The organism is Ligilactobacillus sp. JN-6 (Y).1 (assembly GCF_058111525.1).
Map to the genome: position 1 here is coordinate 2,421,223 of NZ_CM176599.1, position 19,128 is coordinate 2,440,350.

Below are 19,128 nucleotides of genomic sequence, written 5' to 3' on the forward strand. Positions count from 1 at the left end.
TTTAATTTTGCAACTCTTTATTCAACATCCCAAAAGCGGCCATAACTGCACTGTGACGAACATGTTGTCGATCATACGGAAAATTATATAATTTAGCCTGACTCTCCATATTTTTACCAGCCAAACAGATCCAAACTGTCCCCGCAGGCTGGCCTTCTAACGGCTTCGGGCCTGCTGCACCAGTAAATGAAACCGCAAAATCTGTCTTAAGCAATCTTCTAGTGCTTTCAGCCATCCCGATAGCCGTTTCTTGAGTGACAACACCGTGTTTTTCAATCAGCCCAGCTGGTATCCCTAATAACCGTTCCTTTTGTTCGGCTGCATAAGTGACGAAACCGCCAGAGAAAACATTAGAAGCACCCGGGACCGAGGTCACAGCAGCCTGGAAACTTCCTCCAGTAAAACTTTCAGAAGCAGATAAGGTCTGTCCTTTTTGCCGCAACTTATTGACTACCACTGCTGGCAAACTATTATTTTCACCATAGCCATACAAGTATTCCCCCACACGAGCAGTGATCTTCTTTTCCAAGTCGTCCAATAACTGCTCATCTTCAGCATCTGAATGCCCTGCCGCTGTCAAACGCAATGTAACTTCATTTTCCTTGGCGTAAGGTGCGATCGTTGGATTGACCTGGTTATCGATCAGATCTTCAAGTTTAGTCACTAAGTTCGACTCTCCAATACCAAAAAATCTTAACAGTCGTGAATTGAGTACCTGCCGATCTTGATATTGCTTAGCCAATAACGGTTTAGCTGTTTTTTCGAACATTGACAGCATCTCATGGGGTGGCCCGGGCAATAATAAAAAATCCGGACCATTCGGGTCACGATAGTAATTTCCTACGGCCAACCCCACATCATTTGGTAAAGAAAGTGACCCCTCAATGTACATTGCTTGGACCCTATTATTTGGTGTCATTTCACGCTTCCTCGTTTTAAAGAAAGATTTGATCTTCTCCATTGCTTCTTGATCAACAATTAAGTTGCGTTTTAAGTAACCGGCAACTACTTGCTTAGTCAAATCGTCTGCCGTGGGTCCTAAACCACCAGAGATCACGATCAGATCACTACGAGACGCAGCCAAGTTAACGACTTCTTCCATCCGTGCTTCATTGTCTCCAACTAAACTGTGGTAATAGACATTGATCCCTAGATCAGCTAAACCTTCACTAATAACTTGTGAATTAGTATCCGTGATCTCACCCAATAACATTTCAGTTCCAACAGCGATCACTTCTGCGTGCATGTTTTATACCTCCCAATATAGTATTACGCATTTTATTCGTTTTTTTGTCAAAAACATTTGTAAATGTCATATTTTTCATAATAAGTTCTATCATACCACTAGTATTAAGCTTACACAGTAACATAAAAAATACCACCAACATTTTTATATGCGGTGGTCTCATAAAACAAAACAATACTGTTATTAATTAGTTTCCAAACGAATCGGAAAAAACATCCCGCGAATTGTAAAAGTATTCTATTCCCGAGTAAAGCGTAAAGAACAGGCAGATATACAACAGGATCTCACCGATCGGAAGGTGAATATTTGCGAAAAATACATTATTTAAGAACAAGAAAATGATGGCAAACATCTGAGAAGTAGTCTTGATCTTGCCAGGCATGGCTGCTGCCATCACTTCACCATTATTTTCAACAACAATCAAGCGCAGACCAGTAACAGCTAATTCGCGACACACAATGATCGTCACGACCCAAGCTGGCGCCTTTCCCAATTCGACCAAAAATATAAGGGCCGTCATAACTAACATTTTATCCGCAAGTGGGTCAGCGAACTTACCAAAGTTCGTTACCAAATGATTACGACGAGCGATCTGCCCGTCTGCGAAATCAGTCAGTGAAGCGACCGCAAAAATAATTGCAGCTATTAAATCGTTCACGGGGATATCTGTACCAACTACAGTTACGATCCCCCAGTCTAGATGTAAAGCTAAAAGTAAAATAAAAACGGGGATCAGGATAATGCGGACGACCGTTAATTTATTAGGAAGATTCATGAAAAAACCAACTCCTTATTTATTGATTAGTACCATTGCCAACACTTGTATTGGTATTTGGTGCCGAACTCGTATTTTGACCATTCTGTGTTCCTGTAGTCGTTTGGCTATTTTGGCTACTTGGACCATTCTGGCCCTGTGCATTTGTGTTTCCCTCGCTATTAGAACTCTGCTGATCAGCGGGATCACTAAGCTTGATCGTTAATGTCCGCACTGTCAAATCAGCGTTGTCCTTCAAAAAATTGAACTTCTTGTTGTTGATCTTAATCGAAGTAGCCTTAGAATTACCTAAATGAATAGCAACACTAGTAGCATCAGCAGGAATATCTACCGTGTGGTCTTCTCCCTCAGCCAAGGTACCCTGCCAGCTTTGAGTTCCGTTGACAGAAACTGAGTTCCAAGCGCTGCCGCCAGAAACTTTCAACGAAACCTTGTTAGTCTTCGGTGCATTTTCCATAGTGTACACAAAGTTCGAGCCCGAGTTTTGCGATAAACTTATTTTTTGTTTGGTCTTTTTAGACTTCTTAGCCTTCTTTTTCGAACTTTCATTCTTAGATTGTTGATCTGATTTGTTTGAAGCAGATTTTGAACTCTGACCAGCAGATGTTTTAGACGTTGAAGCTGCAGATGAAACTGTTACATCATTATCAACAGATTTTTGTGCTTGCCGTTTATTGTTATACGAAACTCCAAAAACCGTACCAATAATCGCCACAACCACTACCACAATAACGATCGTTGGTAAATAGTTAAGCAGCTTTTGTCCACTGCCCATTTCAGTATCTTTATTTTTCTCACGCATATTCACACGTGAAATAGTCTCGTTGGTCTCAGTTGGTTCTTCTTCATGTTTGCCAAGTTGGTCATCGATCGAAGCAAGCAATTCACCAGCATCAAGGTCGACAGTCTCTGCATATTCTCGAATAAATGCTCTAACATAAAAATCGCCTGGAAGTGCATCAAAATTTTCTTCTTCGATCGCAATCAAATAACGTTTTTGAATTTTTGTTGTTTGTTGCAGATCATCTAGGGTCAAGCCCTTATCGACCCGCGCATTTTTTAATGTTTGTCCGATTTCACTCACTTTTATTACTCCATATCTTTGCTTAATTTAGATACTTTCAAACAGTAATAGTATATCATAGGAATATAATGCATTTCATTAAGAAATCATTATTTTAACCATCCTCCCGTGACATAAATGGTTTGTCCAGTCAAATACCCCGCCTGTTTATCTAAAAGGACCTTGATCCAATAGCTGACTTCACTTGGCCTGGCAAAATGTCCAGCTGGTATCTCTGCGGCAACCTCAGCACGTTCTTGCAGTGTAAACGTCGAATTCATTCTAGTTGACACTGCTCCGGGGGCGATCACATTAACTGTGATCCCTAAAGAAGCAACTTCTTTACTGTAAGCAGAAGCAAAGGCACTCAGTGCACCTTTAACTGTTGAGTAACCAACTTCCATCGCGCTTCCTGCTCCTCCATACACCGACCCTACAAAAACGATCCTTCCTTGGCCAAAACGCGCAAGTTTATCTTGCAAAGCTTGGACTAAATGTAATGGGACTTCAACTTGCATAGCGAGCATTTTACCTAATGCTTTCGGCTCAGAATCCGCGAAAAGACCATAATCAGTCGTTCCCTGCGCAAAAACCACAGCGTTAAGAGAAAAAAGCTGCTGAGTGATTTTTTCTGCACTGCTGCTTTGAGAAAGATCTGCCTGTACCAAAAGAAAATCTTGCTTCGGGTATTTTTCATGCAGTTGTTCTTGCAATTTTACCGCCTTTTGTTTGCTGTTAAAATAGTGCAAATAAAGTGACCAGCCTGAATCTGCCAGGTCGACAGCGATCTGTGTACCAATATCACCAGACGCGCCTACAATAAGTGCCCATTGCATAATAGTCCTTCTTCCGAATTGCTTGATTTCTAACTCATTTCGTCTTTTTCCGGCATTACTCTAAAAGTACTGATAACGTGCGGAGCAAGTAAGTTTTCAATGGCTTCTTCTACTTGTTCCAAGGTGATTTGTTGAACTTGTATCGCATAATCGAATAAAGTAGCATGTTCAAATAACTGGCCATCATAACCATTAGCAATGCTTTCCAGGGAATTTTGCGCTTGAATATACTGACCTAAAAATTCTTTTTTGGCTAAGTCAAGTTCTTGCTGAGACTCAGCCAGAATGTTAGGTGCGTGCATGATCGTTTGCTTGATCCTGTCCTCCATTTCCTCAAAATAAGTAGTATCTCCAGAAATAACTGCAAAATGAAAACCACGTTCAATCTCCAGCTCATAATTGAAAGAATCATCAACTATTCCCGCCTGATAGAGTTCTTGGAACAAAGCGGAAGATTCGCCAAATAACAAATATAGCCCTAATTCAAGTTCTAATTTGTACTTAAGTCCTGCTCTTCCTTGCGGTACTTTTTGCATTCCCTTAATACCTATCATAGATTTTGGACGGGTAACATTCATCTTTTTTTCAGCAAAAGGACAAATGTCACTGCCTGACTTTCCCAGAAATGTTGCTGGCTCACTAACATTTTGTTGGACCAAAAACTGCTTTTGCGCCTGATCTTGTTCGATAGTCTCTAAAACCTCAGCTAAATCAAAGCCCCCTACCACAAAAAGATCCATGTTATCCGGCTGATAATACTCATTATAACAATCATATAATAATTGCGGATCTATTTGAGCAATCGTATCTTTAGTGCCGGCGATATCCACGCATAACGGATCTTTAGGGTAAAGGTCACTTAACATTCCAAAAAACAATTGCCAGTCTGGATCATCATCATACATTGAGATCTCTTCGCCGATAATACCTTTCTCTTTTTCAACTGTTTGTGCAGAAAAGTAAGGATCTTGCACGAAGTCCAACAAAATTTGCAAACATTTTCTCAGGTTTTGGGTAGTTGAAAAAAGAAAACTAGTCTTAGTAAAACTCGTAAATGCATTAACATCTGCGCCGTATTCTCCGAACACATCAAAAGCATCATGGTCTTGCTTCTCAAAAAGCTTATGTTCCAAAAAATGGGCGGTCCCTGCTGGAACCTTTATTCGTTTTCCCTGATGATCGACAAAGTTTGTGTCAACTGACCCATAGTTAATTGTCATGACTGCATACGTTTTATGGAATCCCCCACGTGGAAGCAAGTTGACCGTCAGCCCATTAGGCAACGTCTTGCGATACAGTGTTTCATTAAACTGAGGGTAAGCTAATTTCAAAATGTTCATCAAATATCCCCATCCAAAAAATACACTGCCTGGAGATGAGCTTTGCGAGCAACTTCTTTAATATCTGCAGGCATCACACGTTCGACGCCGAAGATCCACTGATCTTCAGTGGTCAACACACCTGTCAGACTGGCACCTAAAGCTCTGCTCAAGTCAACTGACTGAATATCAGCACGTGCGATATAACTATTGATCATCGAAGCTTTGATTTTCTTTAGTTGCCCTTCATTTATACGGCCAGACTGGACGTCAGACAATTGTTGTCGCACTACTTCTAGAACTTTGTTTTTGTTAGCTGTCTGAATACCTGTTTGTACCCACATTTCCTGACGAAAAAGGTCCATATCACTTTCGGCGTAATAAGCAAGACTATTTTTTTCACGTACATTTTGAAAAAGAAGCGATAAAGCTGACCCGCCGAAAAGTTCGTTAAATACCATCGCTGAAAAGCGTTCTTCTGAAGCAAAATCGATCGGCAAACTATAAGCTAAGTTCAGCTTGCTCTGACTGACCCTTTCTTTATCGCTTTTTTTCTTGACCTGCTTCGACTCGGATTGAGTGTAGATCAATCCCAATCGTTTCTTTTTGCGAGCTGTAAACGGCATGACCTGAAGAGCATCAAGAACCTCTTCTTCATTGATGTCGCCAGAGACAACTATATTTATCTGATCTTCTGCGATGATCTTATCGTAAAAAATTGCCATGTTAGCAGCGTTAAGGTCCTTAATGTCACCTGCTTGCCCAACTGCCGGGATCTGCTGTAAACGATCGTGAAAATAGAGCGCATTCATACTAGACAATGCTTTACCCTGTTTATTGTCATCAAGAGATGCCAGAAAAGCGTCCAAGTTCTGTTTTTGGATCTGAAAATCAGCTTCGTCAAATTTTCCCTGGTCGATCTGTGGTGAAAAGATCATCTCATTTAAGAAAGCGAAAGTTTCTTTTAAGACATTAGCTGTCCCAGGCAAGTACCGGTCATTTACGACATTGATAATAAAATTGATACCATATATATTGCCGTAACGACTGACCGAGGTCCCGAAACTTGCACCATACAATTCGGATAACTTTAATGCAACTGTTCGTTGTGTCGGGAACCGGCGACTGGTAGTCTCTAACAGATCTGCCAGCAGTGTCCGTGCTGTAATTTCATTTTGCTTCTTAATATTATTAGTAAATGAAACTAAAATTTGATTAGTTTTATATTTTTTTGTTGGTTTAAGCGTCAAATTTACGCCGTCCATTATTTCCAATTACGATCAATTCTCCTCTTGGGATAGTCTAAAAATACAATCTATATCATAGCTGAAAATTACAATAAAAACAACGCGCGTACTAAAAATGGCGACTGTTTTTGTAAAGATCCACATAACATGGGGTTCCAAAAAAATTTTCGCTTAGAGGGCTTTTATTTTCATTAGCAAAAAACTGATTTTAATGCGGGTACTATAGCACATTAAAATCAGCCTTTAAAGATTTATTCTTCTTTTTTCAAATAAACTTGGCGTGGCTTACTGCCTTCTTGCGGACCGACAAAACCTTTTTCGGCCATTCGATCCACAATACGAGCCGCCCTATTATAGCCAATTTTAAACTTACGTTGCAGCAAGGAAATACTGCATTTTTGTTCCTTAGTGATAAAATCGACTGCCTCAGCAAAAAGTTCGTCCTCCTCATCACCACCTTCAGGATCACTTGCTTCTTCGTCTGTAACCTCCATAGATGAATCATAAGAAGCTTCTTGCTGACCCTTAACAAATTCAACGACATTTTCGACATCCTTATCGGATATAAAGGCACCTTGAACACGGATAGGTTTATTCATCCCCATCGGCAAGAACAACATATCACCACGTCCCAATAACTTCTCAGCACCAGAAGAATCGATGATCGTGCGCGAATCAGTCCCAGATGAGACGGCAAATGCCATTCGTGAAGGAACATTGGCTTTAATCAAGCCAGTTATAACATCAACTGACGGACGTTGCGTGGCAAGGATCATATGGATGCCCGCAGCACGTGCCATCTGAGCTAAACGAATTATCGCATCTTCTACTTCGTTTGAAGCAACCATCATCAGGTCCGATAACTCATCAACGATCGCTACGATATAGGGCAAGGTTGGCTCAGCAGTTTTTTGCTCCTTATTTTGCTGTTTGACCATTTTGTTATAACCGCTAATATTTCTTTGTCCCGTATTAGCAAATAACTCGTAGCGTCGTTCCATCTCGGAAACTAACTTATGCAAAGCACGAGCAGCTTTTTTCGGGTCAGTCACGACGGGTGTCAACAAATGTGGGACCTCATTGTACACACCAAGCTCTACCTTCTTTGGGTCAACTAACATCATTTTGACTTGATCGGGTGTGTCATTCATCAACAAACTAGTGATGATGCCATTAATGGCTACCGACTTACCACTCCCTGTGGAACCGGCTATCAATAAATGAGGCATCTTAGAAAGATCAGCCGTTACTAAATTACCTGAAACATCCCGTCCCAATGGCACCTCAAGCGGCTTGTTCGGATCTGGCTTCATTGAACTGATCACATCTTTGAATGAGATCGTAGCTACCTGTTGATTTGGAACTTCGATACCGATCAAAGGTTTACCGGGGATCGGGGCTTCGATCCGAATATCTTTGGCTGCCAGAGCTAAAGCCAGATCATCTGTAAGGTTGAGGATTTTAGAAACCTTGACACCGATCGCAGGATGCAATTCGTATTTAGTAACAGATGGTCCCAGGATCGTATTCTTTAACTCAACATCAACTCCAAAGCTTTTGAACGTCTTTTTAAGTACATCTTGATTCCGACGTAAAGCCTTTTTTTCTTGGCTTTGGTCAGTTGGGGCGACATCTTGTAACAAGTTAGCGTCCGGCAATTCATAGTCTGGGTTCGTTGGTTTAGCTTTAACTTCTCTGACATTTTTTTGCGGATCTTGAGAAGTTTGCTCATTCCAGAGGGCAGGATCATCATTAGAGTGTGCCGGTGGCAGGTCCTTATCATCATTAATATCATTTTCTATAGTAACTGTCTCAGGCCGTTCATCCACTAACGGAGCGGACACATCCTGTGTTTTCTTTGCAGAACTTTCCTGCTCATCATTGATACTATTTTGTTTTGCATCATCAAAATAATCTTGCTGGACTTTGTTACGTAAAGACTCACGTCTGCGCTTCAACCAAGGGCCGCTTTTTTTCAAAAGCTCCTCTAACGATAAACCTGCTTTTTTGAAAAATTTTAATAGCTCATACAAAACCAGCCCTAAAAAATCAACCACTTTTCCAAATGAAATGCCAAAAATAGCGCATCCACCGCCCAGTAATAATAAAGCTGCAACAACGTAACTGCCGACCTGAGCTAACAAGAAATAAGTTGTTTGGTAAAAAAGAGCACCTAATAGACCGCCTCCGACTGCACTGCCCACACTATTCGAAATAATGTCTGCCTTTAAATATTGCCAGGTTACCGCTAAGAAATCAGTATGTAAATCCAACCGACCAAAAAGATAAGTACTTAAAAAGAGGATCACACTAGCTGTAACTAAAGCTCCTCCTGCTAAATAAGCCGCTTTAACACGCGGTTCCTTAGCGTTTACCAACATATATGCTCCAACAATGACCACGAAGAACGTTCCTAATTGATAAGCATCGCCAAGAAAAATACGAAAACAATTGGCCAGTAATAACCCCATATTGCCTAAGTGAAAACCACCAGCCAAACTTAATACGATCAAAACGATCCCAATGATCCTGGTGGTCATTTGCTGCTTTTGTTTTTTAGTTTGCTTATGGCCTGTTCTTCTCTTTTTTCTAGCCAATTTCAAACTCCTTTCCAAAGTAGCATTTGCTTAGCGGATGGTGCTCAACAAAATGTTACCGTCTGTATTCTCCTGTGTTAGTATACCATAATCTATACTAAAGGAACATTTGTGCGAAAATAGATACATCCATTCAGCTTACTCATTTTAATACAAATTTTTTATAAATAAAAAACGGTTTGCCACGATCGACAAACCTCCGTGTAAACTATTTTAATTTATCGTGATCATAGAAGTGAGTCGTTTCCAGATCTGGAAATCCTTGTTGACGAACCGCCTCATAAATAACGATCGCTGCAGAATTAGATAAATTAAGCGCACGAATATTTTTATCATTTTGAGGGATCCGAATACATTTATTGGAATACTGGCGCATAAAAGGTTCAGGCAAGCCGGTCGTTTCTTTTCCAAACAGAAAATAATGATCTTGGCTGGTATCAGAGTAGTCAACATCTGTATATGAAAGATCGGCAAACTTAGACACCAAGTATAACTGTTCTAAATTGGGAATGCTTTCAATGAATGCAACTAAGTTTTTATGATAAGTGATTTTAACATGCTCCCAGTAATCAAGTCCGGCTCGTTTTAAGTATCTATCTTCAGTTGAAAAACCGAGCGGCTCGATCAAATGTAATTCAGTATTTGTGCCTGCGCACGTTCGAGCAATATTGCCTGTGTTCGCAGGCATTAATGGTTCAAATAAAGCAATATGGTTAGTCACTAGTAAATTCCTTCCTTTGATTAGGCCCTAACGCCTTTTTATTTAATTAATTTATCAAGCATCGTTTGCCTGATAAATTACTGCCAGAATAATCGTCATTTACTGGTAAAAAAAGCGCAGCCGTTCGGTGCTAAACTGCGACCGGCTGCGTTAATGAAATACGTTCACAAATAACGGCGACTTAGCACTTTTATTTGCAACATAATCCTAAAAATTACCTTAACATTAGAACACAAGAGGGTGCAACCCTTTTCTAACAGATTTTCTTTAAAAACACTCCGGTTCAACGTAAAGTATTATTCCTTACTTTATACAACCGTCTCTTCATTCTCTACCTTGCTCGTTACCAGCGACTAACAATGAAACATCAACTGTGATTTGATGCAGCGGGTTTTCTAAAACATGTTGCTTAGTTTGTTCGGATGCACCCCAATTTAACGGGGTCATCATTAATAATGAAGAAAAATCTTTAGCCGGAAAAGCAAAGGTATATTTGATATCATGACGCCGAAATTCAGGAAAATTTTTGGCAAACAAAGACAAAACCCCTGAATTATCGTATGTTTGATGTTCACTTTCTGGACTATATAATAAAGCACGTAATTCCTTCAAATAATCACTATTTGGTATGATCTTATAAATTTTGCCATCTGGTTTTAAAACACGTTTAAATTCTTGGTATGCCGCAGGTGAAAAAATATCCGTGATGCAGTCAAATGACTGGTCTGCAAACGGCAGCGCAGCCAAGTCAGCTACACAAAAAAAGTTGCCGTTTTGGTAAGATGTTGCTAAATTGACGGCACTTTTTGAAATATCGATCCCTAAAAGCGTGGCGGCAGAATTTTGTTTCAGTTGCTTTAATTTAGCCGGCACAGTACCTTCACCCGACCCAATATCAAGGATCTTTAAATTTTCCCGTGGTGGCATTGCTGCACTAATTGCTTCAACTATTGGATCAAATAACCCTAAGGTCAACATTTTACGTCGAGCTTCCCAGATTTCTCGATTATCATATTCACTCTTGATTTTATGAGTGATCATGAATAGTGTCCCCTTGCGAGACAGGTCAAAACTATGATCCAGCTGACATTCAAGTTGACGATTTTTTACATGTTTAAATGGCTGTCCACAGATCGGACATTTAAAAAGATCCAGATTTTGTTGTAAAAACAAGCTTGCCTGCTCAATTTTTTTCATTTTATTTCCTTGACCTCTTTATTTCACTTATGCTTCATCTGCCACTCGAATAAATTGACCGTCGACTAGATCGACCAATTCATCTAACTTCATGCGCACAGAACGTCCGACTTTCCCAGCTGACACACAAATTTCCGGAAAATTCTTGATCTGCTGATCAAAATAAATCGGAAATCCCTTAAAAGCATGAATACCGATCGGTGTATTGGCTCCGTGGACATAACCCGTAATTTTGATCAATTCTTTGTTGTCTGCTAAATGGATCTGTTTTTTACCAAGTTCACGCGCGACTTCCTTCAGATCGATCTCTGAAACGATCGGTAAACAAACAACTAAGTAATCCTTTGGCCCTTCGCTGCCTAAACACACAATAGTTTTTAAAATACTTTTTTCGTTTAAACCAACCTGCTTAACTTGTTCAAGTGCCTTTTCCTTACCAGATAACCAGTCGAACTGCATTTCACTATAAGTGATCTTATTATCATCTAAGATACGTTCTTCATTTGTTTTTTTGGGTTGTTTTTTCTTTTTTGCCATCTTCTCGCCTACTCTCTGTCCCTTTCATTTTATTATATTTATTCAACTTTTCAACAGAAACTGTCTTAGATCCACCTGTTTACCAATTTTATTTCTTGTTTGAAACTACCATCCAGCTTGACAAAAGACACAAAGTCATTAAGCGGTCTATCCTTTTTTAGCAAAATCCGAACGATCACAAAAACAGCTACTTTTATATTTGACTATATTCATAAAATTAGGTAGAATTTGATTGTTTGTGGCAAGGACAAAAGTACAAGAACGAATAATTATATTAAAGATCCACAATTCAGAATGCGAGGGATAAACATGCCAGTTTTTGATTATGAGGACATCCAGCTTGTTCCTAATAAATGTATTATCAATAGTCGTTCCGAGGCTGATACTACTATCAAGTTCGGCCCAATGACTTTCAAGATCCCAGTGGTCCCCGCCAACATGGCCACGATCATTGACGAAAACTTAGCTATTTGGCTAGCGCAAAACGGTTACTTTTATATTATGCATCGTTTTGATAAAGAAACTCGGTTGGACTTTGTCAGAAGAATGCACAGCCAAGGCTTATTTGCTTCAATTTCTGTTGGTGTCAAAAAAGAAGAGTACGACTTGGTAGATCAATTGAGTAAAGATGATTTCATACCTGAGTACATTACTATCGATATCGCTCATGGACATGCAGATTCAGTCATTAATATGATCCACTATATTAAGAAGAACCTTCCTGGAGCCTTTGTGATCGCGGGAAACGTCGGAACGCCTGAAGGAGTCCGTGAACTCGAAAATGCTGGTGCCGATGCGACTAAAGTCGGGATCGGTCCGGGTAAAGCATGTATCACAAAATTAAAAACTGGTTTCGGCACAGGGGGTTGGCAATTAGCGGCGGTGCGTCTCTGTGCCAAAGCTGCCAGCAAGCCGATCATCGCAGATGGCGGGATCAGAAACAATGGTGACATTGCTAAATCGATCCGGTTTGGCGCGTCAATGGTCATGATCGGCTCCTTGTTTGCCGGACATACGGAAACACCAGGTGACATCGTCGAAGAAAATGGTCAAAAATTCAAGACCTATTTTGGTTCCGCATCAGAATATCAGAAGGGTGAATACAGAAACGTTGAAGGTAAAAAATTGCTGGTACCATATCGTGGCAGCATTGCCAACACACTGCGTGAAATGCAAGAAGACCTTCAATCATCGATCTCTTATTCGGGTGGGCGTTCATTGGCTGGCTTACGTAAGGTTGACTATGTGATCGTCAAAAACTCGATTTTCAACGGAGACACGATTTAAAGTTAGCTCTTTTTTAAAATATACTATAAACGACCTGAGCAACTTTCATTAAAAATTGTTCAGGTCGTTTTTAATGCCCTCCGTTAACCACCAAATGTGATCAGAGTTCCAACATGGACATTCGGTTCAACGTGAGGTGTTAAATAGATAGCATTAGTTCGCGGCTGATTTCCTACTTCATGAAAATCAAATATAGTATGTCCGATCGACATTAAGTTGCTTTCAACTAGCGGGCCTATATAAGTGATCTCGTAATCTTGCTGATCAAAACTGATTTTTTGACCAACTTCCAAGTCATACTTTTGCTCATGATCAGCGAGTTTTTCATGGATCATCGAAACATCACGAAGTTTAGCAGAAGCAGTATCATTAAATAAAATAATTAACCCATCTTCTTTAGAAGCAGCCTGTTTTCCGATCGCAGTGATCTTCGTCTTAAGCATTAAGTTTAACCTCTTTCTTAAAAAACATTTCCCTTTTATTTTAGCATATTATTTAGTCAAAATTTATTTTACATTTGTTCTCGCGCGTAAAATTAGCGCATAATTAAAGACGCATAACGATTTGAATGCTATACTTTAACTTGAAAGTTTTGAAAGGAAGTGGATAAGTACTTTATGAAAGAACAAATCTTTTTTGGTACATATACCCGGAAAACTAGTCAGGGTATATATCAAGCAACACTTGATACTGAGCAAAAACAACTGAGTGACCCACAGGCGGTGATCTCGATCGGTGGCCCAACATACTTACGTTTGACCAAAGGAAATGACTTATTAGCTGTCAGTTCGGAAGATGGTCAAGGTGGGCTGAGTAGTTATCAAATAACAACTGCTGGTTTCACCAAGAACAACAGTATTTTGCACGAGGGAGCCAGTCCTTGTTATATTGGTGTTGATGAAAAAAGACAGCTTATTTATACGGCTAACTACCATAAAGGAGAAGTCATAGTCTATCGGATCAAAGAAGATCATACCTTGTCCCAAACAGACAGTGTGACAGTAACAGGCAAAGGTCCACGTGAAGAACAAGACAGTGCTCATATCCACTACACCGACCTCACCCCCGATGGACGTTTAGTTGCAGTTGATCTTGGCAGCGATAAGATCTATGTCTATAATGTTTCAGATGCCGGTAAATTGACGGAAGTCAGCGTTTTAAAAACCGAGGCTGGCTATGGCCCGCGGCATCTGGTATTTTCTCCAGATGGTGAGTACGCATATTTAGCAGGAGAATTATCCAGTCAGATCAGCACATTAAAATATGACCAAACACAAAGTTCCTTTGAGATCGTTCAAACACTCAAAACTATCCCTACTGATTGGACCAAACACAATGGAGCAGCTGCCATTAAAATTTCTAGTGATGGAAAATTTGTCTATGTTTCAAATCGCGGTTACAATTCATTAGCGGTCTTTATGGTCCAAGCGGATCATCAACTCCAGTTAGTGCAACAGATCTCGACCGAAGGCGACTTTCCGCGCGATTTTTCTTTAGACTCCACTGAAAAATTCATCGTTTGCGCTAATCAAAATACCGACAATGTGACTTTATTTGAACGTAACCCAAAGACAGGACGATTGGCATGTCTCCAAAAAGATGTCTCAGTCCCTGAGGGTGTTTGCGTTTGTTTTGACTCAGCAGAAAAATAAAACTTGGAGATGAAACTTTTGCTATTAAAAGAAGCATGTCTCGAAAACTTCACCAACCTTCCAGCTGCATGTAAGAACGGCGCTGGAAGGGTCGAACTTTGCGATAATCTCGCTGTTGGCGGAACGACCCCCAGTAAAGGTGTTATCGCAGAAGCAGTTAAATATTGTCATGAAAAAAACATTCCTTTGGTTGTTTTGATCCGTCCCAGGAAAGGTAATTATGTCTACAATGACACGGAGATCAAAATCATGGAAGCTGATATCTTTGAGGCACAAGCCTTAGGAGCAGATGGGATATCCTTTGGTGCTTTGACTCCCAACAACGACCTTGACTTAGAAGCTATGGAACAGCTCGGTGCAGCAGCTGGGGGAATGCAGCTTGTTTTGCACATGGCTTTTGATGAAATGAACTTCGACCAACAAAAAAGAGCAATTGATTGGGCAGCTGAGCAAGGGTATGAACGCATATTAACTCATGGTGGCCCACTATCACAACCGATCAACGCAACCACAACTCATCTTAAAGAGTTAGTGGAATATGCGAATGGCCGCCTAGCTATTTTGCCAGGCGGTGGTATTACCGCAGATAATTGTGACAAAATTGCCCAAGAAATAGGCGTGACACAAGTCCATGGTTCTAAGATAGTTTCCTTGTAAGTATCAATAACTAACAGATCTAAATCACAAAACAACCGGTAACACCCAAGTTAATAGCTTGAATATTACCGGTTATTTTCATACAAAAAATTTAATATTTTTCATTTATCCCGACTTCTTTTGCAAACTTAAGGAAGGCCTGCTGTCCTTTTTGATCGCGCTTGAACACACCGGCATCTTCCAAAACTCTGGCAAACACCAACCCCACTTCTTTTTGCAAAATAACATTTACATTATCACTTGTAAGTTGCTTATGCGACTGTTTGATTTTTTGCGCCCATGGCAAATGATACTTTGCAATTTGATTAGGTTCTCCTAACAAATAGTTGGCCACCTCTTTTAGTTCGTCTTTCAACCGTGGCGGTAAAATAGCTAAACCCATAACTTCGATCAAACCGATATTTTCTTGCTTGATATGCTGAACATCAGCATGGGGATGAAAAATCCCATCCGGAAATTCTGCGGAAGTTTGATTATCACGCAAGACCAGGTCTAATTCAAGTTGATCGCCGCGGTGGCGCGCAATTGGAGTGATCGTGTGGTGTGGCTGACCATCACTTTGTGCTAACACATTGACATTTTCATCACTATACCCTCGCCACTTATCTAGGATCTTAGTTGCTAGCTCAGTCAACTTTTCCTTAGATGTTGCCCGTAATCTAATAACTGACATCGGCCATTTAACGATCCCTGCCGTTACATCTGAAAAACCGATAAAGTTCACAGGAGTTTCGATCGGCGCTTGTTCCATGGCAAAAACATGGCGTCCGCCCTGGTAATGCTCATGAGTCAAGATCGATCCACCCACGATCGGCAAATCAGCATTACTACCAACGAAATAGCCCGGAAACTTTTCAATGATCGTTAGTAAGCGTCTAAAAGTATCTTGATCGATCTGCATCTCATGATGTCTTGTATCCAAAAAAATACAATGTTCACCAAAGTAGGCGTACGGAGAATATTGAAAGCCCCATTTCTCATCATCTATGTCAAAACGGATCACCCGATGATTGCTGCGGGCTGGATACCCGATCCTTCCTAAATAGCCCTCATTTTCCAAACACAGTTGACATAACGGATAACTCGTTGACTTTTGCTTCTTGGCCAACGCGATTTGTTTCGGATCTTTCTCAGGTTTGGATAAATTGATCGTGATCTCAAGTTCACCATACTCAGTTTTTGCCGTGAAATAAATGTTATTAGCGATCGCACGTGTTTTAATATAATCACTTTTTTTACTTAAGGAATAAAAGTCTGCGATCGCTTGTTGTGGACTGTCATTCGTATAAGTTTGCCAAAATTGGCGGTTGACTTGACTAGGACGCGGAACGATCAGCTCCATCAATTGTGCAGCCACGATGTCTTTTTCATCATGAGTATCACCACAATGCCCGTCGATTTGAGCTTGTTTGACCAGATCATCTTTGAGATCTAACAATCCCTTTTGCTTAGTAACGGCACTTAATGCTTCGTCACCAACTACTCGTAAAGCATAATTACGTAAATAAATTTGATCTTCTTGTTCAAAACTGCTATTTTTGATCACTTGGTCAATAAAAGCATCAACTAATTTTTGTTGAGTCATCTTATCACCTACTCTTTTGAGCCTCTGCTCTCTTATCTTTTACAAAACTTTCGTACCATCGGAGATCTCTGCCTCATAAAACGAAGGAGCGTATCCGATTTTTTCCGTGTACTCAGCTGCAACCTGACTTTCAAAATCTGCGACTCGATCTGTAGCAACTAAGGCGATCGCACAGCCGCCAAAACCAGCTCCAGTCATCCGCGCACCTAAGACACCCTTTTGCTTCCAAGCTGTATGCACTAATGTATCTAACTCTCGACCTGTAACTTCATAATCATGTTCCAAGGAAACATTAGAGGCATTGACTAACCGACCAAATTCCTCTAATTTTTCTGCTTGCAAAAGATCCTTAGCCCGCAGTGTTCGTTCATTTTCCAGAACAGCGTGACGGGCACGTTTGAGACGATTACCGTCTTCGATCAAATAGGCATATTCATCAAAAGTATTTGCATCCAATTCACCCAACGAAGAAATATCCAACTTAGTTTGTAACTCGCGCAAAGCTTTTTCACATTCAGCGCGTCGTTCGTTGTATTTAGAATCTGCTAGTTCGCGACGTTTGTTGGTATTCATAATAATGATGACATGATTTTTCAAATCAATAGGTGCAACTTCATATTCCAAAGTATTAGTATCTAGTAAAAGCGCATGGTCTTTTTGTCCCATCCCCACGGCAAACTGATCCATTATACCAGAATTAACACCAATAAATTCATTTTCCGTCTTCATTCCTAATTTGATCAGATCGAGCCGCTCGATGTTTAAGTCAAATTGATCATTTACGATCAAGCCAATAAGCATTTCTAAAGCTGCTGAAGAAGATAAACCTGACCCATTAGGGATATTGCCGTTAATATAAATGTCCAAACCGCTAGTTAATGTGTGTCCTGCTTCTTGGATAAACTTGACCATTCCTTTGGCGTAATTAGCCCAGGAGTCTTCCTTAACATATTCTAAGGAATCTAGGTCAGCTTCGATCACACCAAGGTCAGTAAAATTACCAGAATAAAAACGTAATTTGCGATCCGCACGTTTGGCAGCCACACCCCAAATACCCAATGATATCGCGCATGGAAATACATGACCTCCATTATAGTCGGTATGTTCACCGATCAAATTGATCCGTCCAGGTGAAAAATATGTGGCACTTGGTTTAGTTTGATAAATATTAGTAAATGTATCGCTGAGTTCTTGTTTATCCATGTGATAAGACCTCCCAGAATTTTAAGTAAACGTTTCAACGATTTTTATTGTATACTATTTTACTAAATACAGCAATGTTTTACTAATATATTTACTTAATTAATGGCTGTGGTAAAATATACCTATCATATAAATTGAAAGGATGTGCACAAATGGCAACTATCAAAGATATCGCCCATCTGGCTCAAGTTTCGTCAGCTACAGTCTCAAGGGTTTTGAACCATGATTCAAGCATGTCGGTGTCTAATGAAACCAAAGAAAGGATCTTTAATGCTGCACATCAGTTAAACTATCAAAAAACAGGCAGTCATACCACTAAAAAGTCGGCAAATAAAAAGATCGCTATCATTGAATGGTACACGGAACAACAAGAATTAAATGATCGCTATTATTTCACCTTACGGGAAGGCATCGAAAAAAGAGCCCAAGCTTTAGGTTACAGTATCGTGCGCTTGTTTCACACTGACCCATTAGAAAAAGCCGCCGCATGTGCTGGGATCTTAGCTTTAGGCAAGTTTAGTACAGCTCAGATCAAAGAATTAGGTCAGCTTTCAGATAATATTGTTTTTGTTGATTGTGATACTCTTTTTGCAGGTTATAGTTGCGTTATTCCTGACTTCGACAATGGAGTTGCCTCAGTTTTAGCCCACTTTAAACATGCTGGTCTAACCAAGATCGGCATGTTGGCTGGTGAAGAACATACTTCAGACCAAGAAGAAAGCCTTCTAGACCCGCGATTTTTGTCCTTTAAAAAAATGTTAACTACCCAAAAAGAGTATGATCGCCATTATGTCTATGTAGGCGATTTTACAATGGACTCTGGTTACCAACTGATGCAACACGCTCTAGCCGACTTAAAAAACAATCTGCCTGAAGCCTTTTTTGTGGCCAATGATTCTTTAGCAGTCGGTGCTTTAAGAGCATTACAAGAAAAAAACATTAAAGTCCCAGAAGATATTAGTATTATTTCCTTCAATGATTCTTCTTTAGCGAAGTTTGTTTATCCCAAACTCAGCAGTGTCCACGTCCCCACACAGCAAATGGGTGCAACGGCCGTTGAACTACTAGCCTCTCAATTGGCTTCACCAGGCACAGAAAATAGCCCAATAAAAATAACACACGGAGTTCGGCTAGTGACTAGAGACAGTTCGAAGTAGTAATTACCGTACAGAGCGCAGCAAGCCGCTTTGACTCGAGTATTATCTG

General features: G+C 40.2%; 17 protein-coding genes. 4 read left to right on the plus strand and 13 right to left on the minus strand.

Annotated elements, in window-relative coordinates; genetic code table 11:
• Position 1 precedes the first annotated feature (1 nt).
• The 10 genes from AC3XNE_RS11435 to AC3XNE_RS11480 all read right to left on the minus strand — a co-directional run bounded on the left by AC3XNE_RS11435 (position 2) and on the right by AC3XNE_RS11480 (position 11,538).
• Positions 2–1,246, minus strand: a complete 1,245-nt coding sequence (locus AC3XNE_RS11435) for a competence/damage-inducible protein A (protein ID WP_489832197.1) — start codon at positions 1,244–1,246, stop codon at positions 2–4.
• Positions 1,247–1,433: 187 nt separating this feature from the next.
• Entirely contained in the window at positions 1,434–2,021 is a 588-nt protein-coding gene (gene pgsA, locus AC3XNE_RS11440; RefSeq protein WP_489832198.1) for a CDP-diacylglycerol--glycerol-3-phosphate 3-phosphatidyltransferase, read from the minus strand.
• Between the two features lie 19 nt (positions 2,022–2,040).
• Positions 2,041–3,105 carry a helix-turn-helix domain-containing protein gene (locus tag AC3XNE_RS11445; RefSeq protein ID WP_489832199.1) on the minus strand — a complete coding sequence of 355 codons (1,065 nt, stop codon included), beginning with the start codon at positions 3,103–3,105 and terminating at the stop codon, positions 2,041–2,043.
• Between the two features lie 89 nt (positions 3,106–3,194).
• Positions 3,195–3,920 carry an elongation factor P 5-aminopentanone reductase gene (gene ymfI / locus AC3XNE_RS11450; RefSeq protein ID WP_489832200.1) on the minus strand — a complete coding sequence of 242 codons (726 nt, stop codon included), beginning with the start codon at positions 3,918–3,920 and terminating at the stop codon, positions 3,195–3,197.
• A gap of 29 nt (positions 3,921–3,949) precedes the next feature.
• Positions 3,950–5,260: an EF-P 5-aminopentanol modification-associated protein YfmH gene (gene yfmH / locus AC3XNE_RS11455; RefSeq protein WP_489832201.1), complete on the minus strand. Its 1,311-nt coding sequence runs from the start codon at positions 5,258–5,260 to the stop codon at positions 3,950–3,952.
• The gene (gene yfmF / locus AC3XNE_RS11460; protein ID WP_489833416.1) at positions 5,260–6,504 is read right to left on the minus strand and encodes an EF-P 5-aminopentanol modification-associated protein YfmF; all 1,245 of its coding nucleotides are present in this window, start codon (positions 6,502–6,504) and stop codon (positions 5,260–5,262) included. The genes yfmH and yfmF overlap by 1 nt, the downstream gene beginning before the upstream one ends.
• 233 nt (positions 6,505–6,737) lie before the next feature.
• Entirely contained in the window at positions 6,738–9,083 is a 2,346-nt protein-coding gene (locus AC3XNE_RS11465) for a DNA translocase FtsK (protein ID WP_489832202.1), read from the minus strand.
• A gap of 208 nt (positions 9,084–9,291) precedes the next feature.
• A complete protein-coding gene (locus AC3XNE_RS11470) occupies positions 9,292–9,804 on the minus strand; it encodes a tRNA (cytidine(34)-2'-O)-methyltransferase (RefSeq protein ID WP_489832203.1) in 513 nt (170 codons plus the stop codon).
• 324 nt (positions 9,805–10,128) lie between these two features.
• Positions 10,129–11,001: a methyltransferase domain-containing protein gene (locus tag AC3XNE_RS11475; protein ID WP_489832204.1), complete on the minus strand. Its 873-nt coding sequence runs from the start codon at positions 10,999–11,001 to the stop codon at positions 10,129–10,131.
• 27 nt (positions 11,002–11,028) lie between these two features.
• Positions 11,029–11,538 (minus strand): YbaK/EbsC family protein, encoded by a 510-nt coding sequence (locus AC3XNE_RS11480; RefSeq protein ID WP_489832205.1) that lies wholly within the window; start codon positions 11,536–11,538, stop codon positions 11,029–11,031.
• A gap of 309 nt (positions 11,539–11,847) precedes the next feature.
• Between AC3XNE_RS11480 and AC3XNE_RS11485 the strand changes: the two genes are divergently transcribed.
• Positions 11,848–12,825, plus strand: a complete 978-nt coding sequence (locus AC3XNE_RS11485; protein ID WP_489832206.1) for a GMP reductase — start codon at positions 11,848–11,850, stop codon at positions 12,823–12,825.
• 83 nt (positions 12,826–12,908) lie between these two features.
• Here AC3XNE_RS11485 and AC3XNE_RS11490 read toward each other — a convergent pair whose 3' ends face one another.
• Positions 12,909–13,268 (minus strand): PTS glucitol/sorbitol transporter subunit IIA, encoded by a 360-nt coding sequence (locus tag AC3XNE_RS11490; protein WP_489832207.1) that lies wholly within the window; start codon positions 13,266–13,268, stop codon positions 12,909–12,911.
• Positions 13,269–13,442: 174 nt separating this feature from the next.
• Here AC3XNE_RS11490 and AC3XNE_RS11495 point away from each other — a divergent pair, with 174 nt between their 5' ends.
• Positions 13,443–14,477 carry a lactonase family protein gene (locus AC3XNE_RS11495; RefSeq protein ID WP_489832208.1) on the plus strand — a complete coding sequence of 345 codons (1,035 nt, stop codon included), beginning with the start codon at positions 13,443–13,445 and terminating at the stop codon, positions 14,475–14,477.
• A gap of 18 nt (positions 14,478–14,495) precedes the next feature.
• On the plus strand, positions 14,496–15,134 hold the full coding sequence (locus AC3XNE_RS11500; protein WP_489832209.1) for a copper homeostasis protein CutC: 639 nt from the start codon (positions 14,496–14,498) through the stop codon (positions 15,132–15,134).
• A gap of 91 nt (positions 15,135–15,225) precedes the next feature.
• Here the strand turns inward: AC3XNE_RS11500 and galT are convergent, their stop codons facing one another.
• Entirely contained in the window at positions 15,226–16,719 is a 1,494-nt protein-coding gene (gene galT / locus AC3XNE_RS11505) for a UDP-glucose--hexose-1-phosphate uridylyltransferase (RefSeq protein ID WP_489832210.1), read from the minus strand.
• Between the two features lie 39 nt (positions 16,720–16,758).
• Positions 16,759–17,922 (minus strand): galactokinase, encoded by a 1,164-nt coding sequence (locus AC3XNE_RS11510; protein WP_489832211.1) that lies wholly within the window; start codon positions 17,920–17,922, stop codon positions 16,759–16,761.
• Positions 17,923–18,074: 152 nt separating this feature from the next.
• Here AC3XNE_RS11510 and AC3XNE_RS11515 point away from each other — a divergent pair, with 152 nt between their 5' ends.
• Positions 18,075–19,079 (plus strand): LacI family DNA-binding transcriptional regulator, encoded by a 1,005-nt coding sequence (locus AC3XNE_RS11515; RefSeq protein WP_489832212.1) that lies wholly within the window; start codon positions 18,075–18,077, stop codon positions 19,077–19,079.
• The last annotated feature ends 49 nt before the right edge of the window (positions 19,080–19,128 follow it).

Bases quoted from the DNA above. Each gene is read 5' to 3' on its own strand.
- AC3XNE_RS11435 (WP_489832197.1), bottom strand. From the start codon at position 1,246: ATGCACGCAGAAGTGATCGCTGTTGGAACTGAAATGTTATTGGGTGAG.
- pgsA (WP_489832198.1), bottom strand. From the start codon at position 2,021: ATGAATCTTCCTAATAAATTAACGGTCGTCCGCATTATCCTGATCCCC.
- ymfI (WP_489832200.1), bottom strand. From the start codon at position 3,920: ATGCAATGGGCACTTATTGTAGGCGCGTCTGGTGATATTGGTACACAG.
- yfmH (WP_489832201.1), bottom strand. From the start codon at position 5,260: ATGAACATTTTGAAATTAGCTTACCCTCAGTTTAATGAAACACTGTAT.
- yfmF (WP_489833416.1), bottom strand. From the start codon at position 6,504: ATGGACGGCGTAAATTTGACGCTTAAACCAACAAAAAAATATAAAACT.
- AC3XNE_RS11475 (WP_489832204.1), bottom strand. From the start codon at position 11,001: ATGAAAAAAATTGAGCAGGCAAGCTTGTTTTTACAACAAAATCTGGAT.
- AC3XNE_RS11480 (WP_489832205.1), bottom strand. From the start codon at position 11,538: ATGGCAAAAAAGAAAAAACAACCCAAAAAAACAAATGAAGAACGTATC.
- AC3XNE_RS11485 (WP_489832206.1), top strand. From the start codon at position 11,848: ATGCCAGTTTTTGATTATGAGGACATCCAGCTTGTTCCTAATAAATGT.
- AC3XNE_RS11490 (WP_489832207.1), bottom strand. From the start codon at position 13,268: ATGCTTAAGACGAAGATCACTGCGATCGGAAAACAGGCTGCTTCTAAA.
- AC3XNE_RS11495 (WP_489832208.1), top strand. From the start codon at position 13,443: ATGAAAGAACAAATCTTTTTTGGTACATATACCCGGAAAACTAGTCAG.
- galT (WP_489832210.1), bottom strand. From the start codon at position 16,719: ATGACTCAACAAAAATTAGTTGATGCTTTTATTGACCAAGTGATCAAA.
- AC3XNE_RS11510 (WP_489832211.1), bottom strand. From the start codon at position 17,922: ATGGATAAACAAGAACTCAGCGATACATTTACTAATATTTATCAAACT.
- AC3XNE_RS11515 (WP_489832212.1), top strand. From the start codon at position 18,075: ATGGCAACTATCAAAGATATCGCCCATCTGGCTCAAGTTTCGTCAGCT.